Annotated in this window: 11 protein-coding genes; 8 read left to right on the top strand and 3 right to left on the bottom strand. The window is 66.8% G+C overall.

The window, feature by feature from the left end; genetic code table 11:
• Nucleotides 1–23: 23 nt before the first annotated feature.
• Together V9F06_01975 and V9F06_01980 are read right to left on the bottom strand one after the other, a co-directional pair.
• Nucleotides 24–770, bottom strand: coding sequence for a class I SAM-dependent methyltransferase (locus V9F06_01975; protein ID MEI2616392.1), 747 nt, complete (start codon nucleotides 768–770; stop codon nucleotides 24–26).
• 30 nt (nucleotides 771–800) lie between these two features.
• A complete protein-coding gene (locus V9F06_01980) occupies nucleotides 801–1,403 on the bottom strand; it encodes a TetR/AcrR family transcriptional regulator (GenBank protein MEI2616393.1) in 603 nt (200 codons plus the stop codon).
• Nucleotides 1,404–1,595: 192 nt separating this feature from the next.
• Here V9F06_01980 and V9F06_01985 point away from each other — a divergent pair, with 192 nt between their 5' ends.
• The 3 genes from V9F06_01985 (at nucleotide 1,596) to V9F06_01995 (ending at nucleotide 5,433) form a co-directional block, all read left to right on the top strand.
• On the top strand, nucleotides 1,596–3,950 hold the full coding sequence (locus tag V9F06_01985) for an MMPL family transporter (GenBank protein MEI2616394.1): 2,355 nt from the start codon (nucleotides 1,596–1,598) through the stop codon (nucleotides 3,948–3,950).
• Between the two features lie 52 nt (nucleotides 3,951–4,002).
• Complete coding sequence (locus V9F06_01990; GenBank protein MEI2616395.1) at nucleotides 4,003–4,260, top strand: GlsB/YeaQ/YmgE family stress response membrane protein; 258 nt, start codon at nucleotides 4,003–4,005, stop codon at nucleotides 4,258–4,260.
• A gap of 177 nt (nucleotides 4,261–4,437) precedes the next feature.
• Nucleotides 4,438–5,433 carry a GerMN domain-containing protein gene (locus V9F06_01995; GenBank protein MEI2616396.1) on the top strand — a complete coding sequence of 332 codons (996 nt, stop codon included), beginning with the start codon at nucleotides 4,438–4,440 and terminating at the stop codon, nucleotides 5,431–5,433.
• 168 nt (nucleotides 5,434–5,601) lie between these two features.
• Here the strand turns inward: V9F06_01995 and chrA are convergent, their stop codons facing one another.
• Nucleotides 5,602–6,798: a chromate efflux transporter gene (gene chrA, locus V9F06_02000; protein MEI2616397.1), complete on the bottom strand. Its 1,197-nt coding sequence runs from the start codon at nucleotides 6,796–6,798 to the stop codon at nucleotides 5,602–5,604.
• 197 nt (nucleotides 6,799–6,995) lie between these two features.
• On the opposite strand from chrA, the gene V9F06_02005 reads away from it, so the two are divergent.
• From V9F06_02005 to V9F06_02025, 5 genes are all read left to right on the top strand, one after another.
• A complete protein-coding gene (locus V9F06_02005) occupies nucleotides 6,996–9,971 on the top strand; it encodes an AAA family ATPase (protein ID MEI2616398.1) in 2,976 nt (991 codons plus the stop codon).
• 159 nt (nucleotides 9,972–10,130) lie between these two features.
• Nucleotides 10,131–10,334 (top strand): hypothetical protein, encoded by a 204-nt coding sequence (locus V9F06_02010; GenBank protein MEI2616399.1) that lies wholly within the window; start codon nucleotides 10,131–10,133, stop codon nucleotides 10,332–10,334.
• A gap of 32 nt (nucleotides 10,335–10,366) precedes the next feature.
• The gene (locus V9F06_02015; protein MEI2616400.1) at nucleotides 10,367–10,597 is read left to right on the top strand and encodes a hypothetical protein; all 231 of its coding nucleotides are present in this window, start codon (nucleotides 10,367–10,369) and stop codon (nucleotides 10,595–10,597) included.
• Between the two features lie 28 nt (nucleotides 10,598–10,625).
• Nucleotides 10,626–10,883: a hypothetical protein gene (locus V9F06_02020; GenBank protein MEI2616401.1), complete on the top strand. Its 258-nt coding sequence runs from the start codon at nucleotides 10,626–10,628 to the stop codon at nucleotides 10,881–10,883.
• Nucleotides 10,883–12,100 carry an MFS transporter gene (locus V9F06_02025; protein MEI2616402.1) on the top strand — a complete coding sequence of 406 codons (1,218 nt, stop codon included), beginning with the start codon at nucleotides 10,883–10,885 and terminating at the stop codon, nucleotides 12,098–12,100. The genes V9F06_02020 and V9F06_02025 overlap by 1 nt, the downstream gene beginning before the upstream one ends.
• Nucleotides 12,101–12,151 lie beyond the last annotated feature (51 nt).

Here is a 12,151-nt window from a genome sequence, read left to right on the forward strand (position 1 = left end):
GTCGATAGTATGATCGGCCGGACCTATTCAGGCCGGAACGCGCCGTAGACGGCGTGGCCGGCGTAGGCCCAGAAGACATCGGCGGCGACGTAGCCGGCCTCGCGAAACCAGTCGAGCTGGTCCGCGATGGGTGAGGGGGTATCGATCGGGTCCGGATGATCGAAGATGTTCCAGTCGTCGCCGTCGAACAGCTCCCAGGCGTCGAGCGTGCCGGTCAGCTCCAGCGACCGGCTGCGCACTTCGTCGTCCCACTCCCGCGCGGCCAGTCGCAGCGCCGCCGGGCTGGCCGGCTGGAAGAGATCAGCAATCAACACCCCGCCGCCCGGTTTGAGCGCCGGCAGGAGTCGCCGGTAGAGCGCGCGCTTGCCAGCGGCGTCCCGGTGGTGAATGGCCAGGCTACTGACGACGCAACGGACTGGCGCAGGAAGCGCGTCGATCCAGCCCTCATCCTCCAGCCGGAACTGCCGGAGCTCGTAGCGGCCGGCGTACTCCGCAAGATTGCGCTCCGCCTCGGCGAGCATCGTGTCGCTGCCGTCGAGAAGGAGTGCGTGGGCGCGTGGGTATCGGGCGAGGATTGCCTTGCTCAGCCAGCCAACGCCAGCGGCGATATCGACGACGGTGAGCTCGGCGTCCGGCTTGCCGGGGACAAGCGCAACGATCGTTCGCTCGATCTCGTCGCGCCGGGGGATCATCACCCTGCCAACGTCGATGAATGTCGCTGAATCACTCTCCTGCCAACTGGCCGACGGGGCCGGCCGATCGCTGGACATGCGGACTCCGATCGCCGGGACTTCCCGGTCCTAGCCAGCTGTGTTTGCGTCGATGCCGTGCAGCAGGAAGTCGAGGACACTATCGGTCGCTTCTTCGGGGCTGATAGTCGCGCGCGCAAGTGGGACGCGATAGGCGCCGAGCAGCGCCAGCGTCATCCGGGCAGCGCTGATTGGATCGAGGGCGCGGAAGACTCCCTCGTGAATACCCTCGCGAATGATCCGCACCAGCAGGTCGCGGACCGGTGCGAAGCAGGCTGCGAAATCCGGGTAACGGTCGGGGCTGGCGATGCCAGCCAGATCCTGGCCCGCTCCGGCATTCGTGGCGAAATATCGCGCCTGGTGATCGACCAGCACACGTAGCCGCGCCCGCGCGCCGACCGCCTCATCGACCGCTGCAGTCGCCCCGTCCATGAAACGCCCGACCTCGCGGGTGAGGTAGGCGAGGAGCAGGTGCTCCTTGTCGGGGAAATAGCCGTAGACGGTGTTGCGGACAACGCCGGCCCGTTCAGCGACGAGGGTCAGCGTAATGTCGCTGTAACCGCGCTCGTCGAGGAGCCCGCCCCAGGCGTCCAGAAGCGCCGTCTCGGTGCGATGTCGATGCTTGGCGATGGTTGCTTCACTGATCCGTGGCATACAGGAAGTATAGCATATGGACGAAACGTCTTGACAAGTCGACGCAATGTCGTGAAAATAGGAGAGACCTGATCCTCACGAAGGGGGCAGCAGGCGAAGAGGCGACGTACGATTCACGTACAGAAGGGCGCACCCGTGCTCCATGCGATAACCGATGCCGCCAGCTCCCGACGGGGAAAGTGGATCTTCCTGGTGGCCTGGATTCTCCTCTCCGCGTTGATCATCCCACTTGCCCCAACGCTATCGAGCATCTCGACAAACGACCAGCTCCAGTTTCTGCCGTCCAGCGCTGAATCGACGCAGGCCGCGAAGCTCGTTCGAGAGCTCTATCCGAGCGCGAACACGCCAGCGATCATTGTGTTCCACAACCAGGCCGGCCTCTCCGATGCCGACATGCAGTCGGCGCAGACGGTCTACAACGCCGTCGCGGCGATGGCGAAAGAGCCTGGCAGCAACGTTGCGGGTGTCGTCTCGATTTTCAACATGCCACAGGCTCGTGGCCAGCTCGTCTCGGCGGATGGCGCGACGATGATGTTGATCGTGCCGATCAGCGGATCGCCGACCGATCCGGCGTTCGAGCAGCGGATCACGGCGATCCGTGAGGCAACGGCGGGTGTGACCGGCGATGTGCAGGTGAAGGTCAGCGGGCCGGCCGGCCTGCTGGCTGATCTCGTCGCCGTCTTCAGCAACGTCGATGTGTTTCTGATTCTCGTCACGGCGAGCCTGGTTCTGGTTCTGTTGATCCTGATCTACCGCTCTCCGATTATCGCCGTCGTGCCGCTGCTGATCGTCGCGCTCGTGCTCCAGCTCGCCGGCGGGCTGGCGGCGCTCCTCCTGCGCGCGCTGAGCTTCCCCGTCGATGCTCAGGCGAGTGGGATCATGACCGTGATCCTCTTCGGGGCCGGGACGGACTACTATCTGTTCATCGCATCCCGCTACCGGGAAGAGCTGCGCCGTCACGAGGACAAGCATCAGGCGATGCGCGCGGCGATGCGTGGCGTCAGCGAGGCGATCCTTTCGGCCGGCGCGACGCTCATGCTGGCGTCGTTGTTGTTGCTCTTCGCCGCCTTCGGCAGCTTCCGCTCGCTTGGCCCGGTCGTTGCGGTTGCGATCGCCACGATGATGCTGGCGGCGATCACGTTTATCCCCGCTGTCCTCACCATCGTTGGCCGCACCGGCTTCTGGCCATTTCGTCCAGAGTACACGCCGGGGGCAGCCGGGGAGCAGACGAGCCGCATCTGGTCCCGCGTCGGCCATCTCGTCCTCCGGCGTCCTGCCGTCGTTCTCGCCTCGACAGTGCTGGTGCTGTTGGTCATGGCCAGCGGTGTTATGCGATTTGTCCCCAGCTATGACACGCTCGAGAGCCTGCCTCCCTCTGTCGAGTCGGTTCAGGGGTTCCAGCTGCTGCGCGCCGGCTTCCCGGCCGGTGATCTCGCGCCGACCGACGTCTACGTTCGATTCCCGGCTGGTCAGTCGGCCTTCGACCCAGCAAACATGGCCACGCTGCAGGCTGTTGGTGTCGCCCTGTCCGGCCTGGATCATGTCGTCCAGGTCAGCGGGCCGATGGCTCCCGTCGGGATCGGCAAGGGTCCTGGCCAGGATGATGTCCTGAAGGCGTACCAGAGTGTGCCGGCCCCATTGCGCGAGCAGATCCAGCGGGGGCGAGCATCGGGGCAGGGCGGTCCGCCGGCCGGGGTCGACCAATCGTCCCCCGAGGCGCAGTCGATCGGCCTCTACACCCAGGCGCTGCAATTCGTGTCGACCGACGCCTCGGTCGCGCGGATCGAGGTCGTCCTCGACGAAAACCCGTATGGCACACCCGCGATGGATCTGATTCCGTCGATCCGCGCGACGGCAACAAGCGCCGCCACCGCGAGCGGGCCGGCAGGGACGACGGTCCTGGTCGGCGCCGACACGGCACAGAACGCCGACGCCCGGACTGCGACGACGCGCGACGAGCTGCTGGTGCTGCCAGCGATCCTGTTGGCGATCATGCTTGTTCTCGGCCTGTTGCTGCGTTCGATCGTCGCCCCGCTCTATCTGGGCGCGACGATCCTGCTGACCTACTTCGCCGCGCTCGGCCTGTCGACCCTCGTCTTCCGCTACGTGTTCGGTCATGAGAGTGTTGGCGCAACGGTTCCGTTCTACCTGTTCGTCTTTCTGAATGGTCTGGGGGTCGATTACAGCATCTATCTGATGTCGCGCATTCGCGAAGAATCCGAGCGAATGCCCCTCTCGCTGGCGACCGAGCACGCGCTCGAGCGGACTGGCGGGGTGATCACCTCGGCCGGAATCATCCTGGCCGGCACCTTCGCTGCTCTGATGACGCTCCCGATGCGTGACCTCTTCCAGCTTGGCTTCGCCGTCGCGGTCGGCGTCCTTCTCGACACGTTCGTGACCCGCTCGCTGCTGGTGCCAGCATTGGTCGAGCTATTGGGGAAGTGGAACTGGTGGCCAAATCGCGCACGGATGGACGCGACGACCGAGGCCGACCAGCGCCCGGCGGCAGGGGCGGCACAGGCAGTTGATGGCATAACGGCTGCATGATTCGGATGTGTTGCCGCACAGCCATTCAGGGCGCGGCGTTGGGAGGGCTTTCATGAGTATCATCGGCTGGATCATCATTGGCGCGCTGGCCGGCTGGATCGCCAGCAAGATCGCGGGACGCGATGCGAGCATGAACTGGCTGGAGAACATCGTCGTCGGCATTGTCGGCGCGTTGGTTGGCGGGTTCATCTGGGGATTGATCAGCGGCGCGAAGTATGCATCGTCGTTCAGTCTCGGCACGCTCCTGGTCGCGATCCTCGGCGCGGTCGTTGTTCTCTTCGCGTGGGGCGCCATCCGCGGCAAGGCGTAACGACCCAGTCGCCGGTCGCGGCAGCACCGGCCCCGTTGAGCTCGTCTCGCGGGGCCGGCTTCGTGTCTATCGCGGCAGACGCGATTGCGCCAAGCGACTGGTCGTGACGTTCGGCAACCGTTAACGTTATGGAGTCAGGACGATGATGTTCCTGCCGGCTGGATGGAGAGTGAGACCATGGACAAACGTCGCCGACGTCGCGCTCCCGGGAGCGTTGCTCTGCTGATCGGCATGCTGGTCATTCTCGGCAGCCTTCTTGCTGCCTGCGGATCGGGCAGCAGTAATGCGACTTCCACGAGCCAGCCTGCCGCGACGAGCACGGCAGCGGCCGCGACGACGCCAACGGCGCCGGCCGAGGCGACGGCCACGGAACCCCCAGCCGAGCCGACCGCGACCAGCGCGCCGGCCGAAGCGACGGCGACCACCGCCGCCCCGACCGCGACGACGTCCGGTTCGGTCGACACGCTGACCCTGTCGGTCTATTACATCCGCGACGAGAAGATCGCGCTGGCGCACCGCACGGCGCCGCACACGCTGCAGGTGGCCGCGGCGGCGATGCAGGCGCTGCTGGCCGGCCCGACGGCCGACGAGCAGACGGCCGGCATGAGCACGTCGATCCCCTCTGGCACGCGCTTCCTCGGCGTTACGATCGACAACAAGGTCGCGACCGTTGATCTGTCCGGTGAGTTCGAATCGGGCGGCGGGAGCGCCTCGGTGGCGGCGCGACTTGCGCAAGTGGTCTTCACGCTGACCCAGTTCCCGACGATTGAAAAGGTCACGTTCTCACTCGATGGCAAGCCGGTCGATGTATTCAGCGGCGAAGGCGTCATGCTGGATCGCCCGGTCGGACGCGCCGACTACGAGGAATGGACTCCGGCCATCTTCGTCGACACCGTCGCCATTGGCGACCACATCAGCAGTCCGGTCCGGATTGCTGGCACGGCCAACGTGTTCGAAGCGGTGTTCTTCGCCCAGATCCGTGCCGCCGACGGCAGCGTCGCCGTCGAGCAGATGGTCACCGCGACATCTGGCACCGGCACGCGCGGCACGTATGACGTCACGCTGTCGTTCGACCTGCCGCCTGGCCCGGCAACGGTCGTCGTCTACGCTGATTCGCCGAAAGACGGCTCGCAGATCAATGTGGTCGAGATCCCGGTGACAGTCGCGAAGTGACGTCGCGCGGGGCGGCACTCGCCGCCCCCGAGCGCCTCATCCTCGTAGACCAGTGGGTCGCGACGCGGTCGATGGTGTTTTGCGACATCGGCGCTCTCTCGGTGATGAAGAGCAGCCAGCGATAGCGCCTATAGCAGGTCACTCTTCGTCGCGGAGCTGGCTGGGAGATCAGGTCAGCCCGCGCCAGGCGATGCCGATCAGCCCGCCGGCCAGCACCAGCCAGGCCGAGTTGACCCGGAAGCGGATCAACAGCACCGCCGCGACGGCCGCGAGGGCGACCGTCATCGCGTCCACGATCGCCGCCGAGGCCAGCTCGATTAGCACCGCCGCCATCAGCCCGAGCGCCGCGACATTGACCCCGTCCAGCGCTGCCGCCGTCCACGGCGACTTGCGGATGTGCGGCAGGACCGGGATCGAGAGGGCAACGAAGGCGAAGGCCGGGATGAAGATGCCCAGCGTCGCCAGCGCCGCGCCCGGGAAACCGCCGACGACGTAGCCGACGAACGTCGCCGTCGTGAAGACCGGCCCTGGCGTGAACTGACCGACCGCGACGGCGTCCAGTAGCTGCTTCTCGGTCAGCCACCCGAGCCGCTCGACGAAGTCGTTGCGCAGGAAGGCGAGCAGGACGTAGCCCGAGCCATAGAGCACCGAGCCGATCTTCAGAAAGGTCAGGAACAGGCGGGATGCGCTGTACTCGATCGTTGCCCCGGCCGCGACCGCCGCGACGAGCGGCAGCGCCCAGGCCGGCGGGGCGATCGAGAGCGTCGTCCCGACCCGCGCCGACCGCATCCGCCGCCAGTTGCGGACCAGCATGACGACCGCCGCCCCGCCGAAGAGCAGGGCGATCTCGTTGCCGCCCAGGAGGTAGAGCGCCAGCACCCCGGCGGCGATCGCCGCCAGGAATGGTCCCTTCAGCGCCACGCGCCCCAGCCCCCAGAGTGCCTGCGCGACGACGGCGATGACGACCGGCTTGATGCCGTAGAGCAGCCACTCGCCGGTGGTCGTCGTGCCGTACTCGACGTAGAGCCAGGCGAAGACGAGGACGAGGAAGGCGGCCGGCAGGATGAAGAGCGACCCGCCGACGACCAGCCCGCGCCAGCCAGCACGCTGGTAGCTGGCGTGGATCACTAGCTCGGTCGAGTTCGGCCCGGGGATCAGGTTCGCGGCGCCCATCAGGTCGAGGAAGTGCCGGTCGGTCATCCACTTGCGCCGGACGACCACCTCGTCGCGCAGCATCGCGGTGTGCGCGGCCGGCCCGCCGAACGCCGTCCAGCCCAGTCGGAACATCAGCAGCGCCACCTCGCGCAGACCGCCCGGCGCCTTCAATGCCGGTAGGTCCTCCTCCAGCTCGTCCCGTGTGGCCATCGTGCCTCCTTCTCAATAGGGGTGGAGACTATGCATCGTTGAGGACGCTTGCAAGAGTCCCGTTCTGTCAGGCTGCGATCCAGGGTAGCTGGAGATGACCATGTTGCGTCAACGCCGAGGCGCATCTTCGACGCATCTTGTCAATGATAATAGATCGCTATACGATGGGTGGGCAGACTCGATCTGAAAGGCGAATCATGCCCCAGTCTGCCGATGAGCACAGCACCATCGACGCCGTCGGCAGCGTGGACCGCGCCGGCAACGGGATTGTCGGTCGCGAGCGCGAGCGCGGGATTCTTCGCGCCCAACTGCGCAGCGCGCTCGATGGCGTGGGGTGCCTCGTGCTGGTGAGCGGCGAGGCGGGGATCGGCAAGACCACCCTCATCGATGACCTGGCCGGCGCTGCTGCTGCGCGCGGCTGCCTCGTCCTCTGGGGCCACGCTTACGACCTGTCAGTCACCCCGGCCTACGGCCCCTGGGTCGAGCTGCTGCGGCGCTACCCGGCCGGAGTCGAACGGCTGCCAGAACCTCCCGCGTTCGTCGAGGACGCACGATCGGCAACTGCCGCTGGCAGCAGCGAGGCGCTATTCTTCGCGGCGGCTGCGTTCTTCGACGACGTGGCACGGGTTCAGCCGCTGCTGCTGATTCTGGAGGACCTGCACTGGGCCGACCAGGGCTCGCGCGACTTCCTGCGATTCCTGGCCCGCCAGCTCGCCGATCGACGAATCCTCGTCGCCGCCACCTACCGCTCCGACGAGCTGCACCGTCGTCACCCGCTCTATACGCTGCTGCCTGTCCTCGTCCGCGAGTCCGGCGTCGAGCGCCTGGACGTCCAGCGACTCGACTCCGACGGGAGCCGCGCCCTGATCGCCAGCCGCTATGCCATCGGCGGGGACGACGCTGCCCGGCTCGAGCGCTACATTCAGGATCACGCCGAGGGCAACCCGCTGTTCGCCCTGGAGCTGCTTCGCAGTCTCGCGGAAGGGGGGGTACTGCGGCTGTCAGGCGACACCTGGTCGCTCGGCGACACCGACCGCGTCCGCCTCCCTACGCTGCTCCTGCAGGTCATCGAGACGCGCCTCGACCGGTTGGGGGACGAGACACTCTCCCTCCTGCGAGTTGCGGCGATCATTGGCCAGGAGGTGCCGCTCGACCTCTGGCAGCAAGTGACCGGGGCGAGCGATGACGCGCTCGTCAAGGCGATTGAGCGAGGGCAGGCGAGCCACATCCTAAAAGAGGCCGCCAGCGGCACGGCCATCCGCTTCCAGCACGCGCTGATCCGCGAGGCACTCTACGAGAGCGTCATCTCCCTGCGACGCCGTGTCTGGCACCGCAAAGTCGCCGAGACACTGGCCGCACTGCCGGCCCCGGTCCCCGACATCGTCGCGCACCACTTCCAGCAGGCCGGCGACGTCCGAGCCGTCTCGTGGCTGCTGGAGGCGGCCCGGCGCGCCCGGATGGTCTACGCAACGACGACTGCCACCGACCGGCTTGAGACGGCGCTAGGGTTGGACGAGCAACAAGGCGGCGCCAGCGGCCTGCGTGGCTGGCTCCTGGCTGGCCTGGCAGGTCTGGGCGAGATGTTCGCTCGGTTTGACGAACGTCGGCGCATGCTCGACGAGGCGAGGGACATCGCGGTGCGCGCCAACGACGCGACGCTGCTTGGGCTCGTTGAATGGTATCGAGCGTTCATCGAGACGCATTTTGACGGTTCGACGGCAGAGGCTCTCGGGAGCGCGCGGGACCGTATTCAACGCCTGCCATCCGGTGAGCGAGCGCGGCTCTACGGCTTTCTCTACGGTATCGTCGGCACGCCGATCGGCGTTGACAGCGTCGATATGACATGCGAGATCATCGTATTTCAGGGACAATCCGGTCAGTATCGCGAAGCACTTGCCGCCATTGAGCGCGTATACGCGGAGTCTCCCATCCTGTCAGCCTCCGCCAGGCTGGATATCGACTCAGCGCTCGGGGCGTCATACCAGGCGTTCGGTCGGCCGGACGAAGTGTTGCAGGTCTACGAACGCCTCCTCCTGTCGTACCGTCGTAGCCACGCCTCAGATTGGGCAATGATCATCACCCATCTCATGCTGCGTGATGTGATCCTGGTCTACTCGGCAGATCGAATCGCGTCGCGACGCACAATCGCGCACGACGCAGTTTCCGCTGCCCGGCTGGCGAAAGCAGCGCAGACGTTCGGTCCCGAGATGCCGGATGAGTTCGGGATCGTCTCGCTGCATCTGCTTGAAGGGCGATGGGATGACGCGCGCCGAGCGTTAGAGCAGGCCGCCGTCGCCGGCCAATGGGCATCCTACCTGACCGCAGCGTTATGGATGAGCCTGTCGCATAACCAGGGATACCCGGACGAGGCACGGGCGCGACTGTCGACCGTGTTCCCCGATGGGGCTGCCGCGCAGCCAGGCCGCCAGAGTTACGAATCGTCCGTCTATTGCATGCATCCAGCGATCGAGATGGCGCTCGACGATGCCGACCTCGACACCGCACGCGCCTGGCTCGAATGCCACGACCGCTGGATCGACTGGAGCGGCCACATCCCGTTTACGACTACAGGCCACCGGCTCTGGGCACGCTATCACCGTGTCGCGGGCGACCGCCATGCTGCCGAGGAGCGCGCCAACCAGGCGCTCACCCTCGCCAGCGCGCCGCGCCAGCCGCTGGCGCTGCTGGCTACCCACCGTCTCCTCGGTGAGCTGGCGACTGAGGGCGGCGACTTCGACGGCGCGCGCCAGCACCTCGTCGAGGCGTTGGCGCTGGCCGACGCCTGCGAGGCGCCGTTCGAGCGGGCACTCACCCTCGTGGCGCTGGCCGAGCTGGCCAGCGCGGAAGGCCGGCCTGCCGTGGCGCTCCCGCTGCTGGCCGAGGCCCGTGCCATCTGTGAGCCGCTCCGGGCGAAGCCGACGCTGGAGCGTATCTTAGCGCTGGAGGCGCACCTTGCCGCCGCGTCCAGCCCGCGCTACCCGGCCGGCTTGAGCGTCCGCGAGGTCGAGGTGCTGCGGCTGGTAGCAGAGGGGTTGACCGATGCGCAGGTCGCGGAGCGACTCTACCTCAGCCAGCGCACCGTTGGCTCGCACTTGCGAAGCGTCTACAACAAGCTCGGCGTCAGCTCGCGGGCAGCAGCCACCCGCTTCGCCGTCGAGCACGGGCTGGTCTAGCGAGATCATCCCGCAATCGCTGCGTAGTCCTACGTAGACCACAGCTTCGACATCGCTAGGACCGATTGCGTAGGTCTCCGGATGTGCGTAGGCCGGCCGGCTCCTATTGTGTTCTCACCACCCGAACTGAGGTGGCAGAGGCAGAGAGGAGCCTTTGCGATGATCAACCCAACCGAGCTCGACACCCGCCTCATGAACCATGTCGCTTGCGTCGATGCCGCCAATCGGTACGGCGCCCTGATCTCGCCAAAGCGCCGCAAGCAGGACGGCCCGGGCAGCTTCGTGCTGCAGCTCCGCCGTCTAGCTGGCTGGTTCGGACTGGCACAGGTCAGCCAGCCGAAGGGTGGCGGCATCGCCGCCTGATCGGTGTCGGCGCCGTGCGCGAGGAGCCACCCATGACGTCATCCATCCCGGCCGCCCTCAGTGACATCGTTGAGCAGGCGCGTGACGTGCGCGAGCGCTGCCTCGACTGCGCCCTGGCCGCTATCCCCGAACGCGATGACGCCGAGGGCTGGCTCCTCTTCGTTACACGCCAGCTCATCCGCCCGCACCTGCTCAACGTCCCGCCCGGCATCTGCGACCTGGCGTGCCCCGGTGAACGGGAGCTCCAACGACTGACCTGCTGAACGACACACGTGAGGATGGAGCATCTCAATGTCCAACATGCAGCTTGACCAGCTCCGACTCCTGGCCGACCAGGCCGAACAATTCAGGACATCGTGCCCTGCGCTCTACGCGCTTCTCGCCGAGCGACAGCGCATGTTACGCCTCGCGCTCTGGCGCATCCCACATCCGGACGACCCCGAGGTAGTCAGGCCAGTGGCCGTCGACGCTGTCCTTATTGGCAAACTCCGATTCCTCGCGGCTGGTATCGACGACGTGCTGGCCGGCAATGCGGGCAGGAGCCACTGATGAAGCGCGACGGTGCACTGACGTTTGTCCTGGCGACTGGCGCATTCACCACAATGTTGCACGGCTCGATGCTGAGTCCTCTGCTCAAGGGTATTTCTACTGACTTCGACGTCAGCGTCGCCAGCGTGGGCCAGCTGGCGACGCTCTACGCCGGTCTCGCCGCCGTGATCGCTTTCGCCATCGCGCCGCTGATGGACCGCTACTCGCGCCGCGCGATGCTGCGTTTCGAGTGCAGCGTCCTCATCATTGCGACGCTGCTCTCCGCCCTGGCGCCGAGCTACGCCTGGCTGACCGTCGGCCGCGGTCTGGATGGGATCGGCGGGGCGTTCATCTTCGGTGTCTGCCTGGCCGCGGCCGGCGACCTGTTCGCCGACCCGGTCGAGCGCAACCGCCGGATCGGGATCATCGCCAGCGCCGGCAGCATCGCGATCATCGCCGGCCAGCCGTTGCTGACCCAGGTCTCTGCCCACGCCGGCTGGCGCTGGGCGGTCGCCGCCACGCTGGTCCCGCCGCTGGTCGTCCTGCTCGGCACCCGCTGGCTGCCCAGCGAGGCGCTACAAGCCGCCGAGGGCCGGCTGTGGGATTCCTACCGCGACCGCTACCGGCAGGTGCTGGCCAGCCGCGAGACCGTCTGGCTGCTCGCCGTCTTCATCGTGATGCTGTCGGTCTGGTCGGCCTTCTCGGTCTATCTCGGCGCGTACCTGGAGACGGAGCTGCGGGCGAACGCCAATGCGACCAGTCTCATTTTCCTGGTCAGCGGTGTCTGTTTCGCCGCCGGCAGCCTCATCGTCCCGCGCGTCATCGAGCGCGTCCCGAAGCGACGGGCTAACGTGACGTTCGCGACGCTGTTGGGTATCAATCTGCTCGGGGCGGGCGTTGTCTACACAAGCATCCCGATGGTGGCGGTCTTCGTGGGCGTCACCGCGCTGCTCGGCGTCAGCCTCTACCTGACCACTGGCATCCTGCTGCTCGACTCGCTGCCCGAGGCGCGCGGCGCAGTGATGGCGTTGCAGTCGGCCGGGAGCGAGGTCGGCCTGGCGCTCGGCGCGGCCTGGGGTGGCGCGGTGCTGGTTGCCAGCAACGACAACTACGTCGCTGTCTATCGGAGCCTGGCGTTCTTGCTACCGGTCGCCATGCTCTGTCTGATGATGAGCGCCCGGAGCATCCGGTTGCGGGCTAGCCCCGGACGCGAGGTGGCGATCGACCCGGGCAGATAGACGGCGCTGACCGCTGCCCAGAGAGTTCCCGCCCCCCTCTCCCAATACTGA

It is taken from the genome of Thermomicrobiales bacterium (genome assembly GCA_037045155.1).
Classification (GTDB): Bacteria; Chloroflexota; Chloroflexia; order Thermomicrobiales; family CFX8; genus JAMLIA01.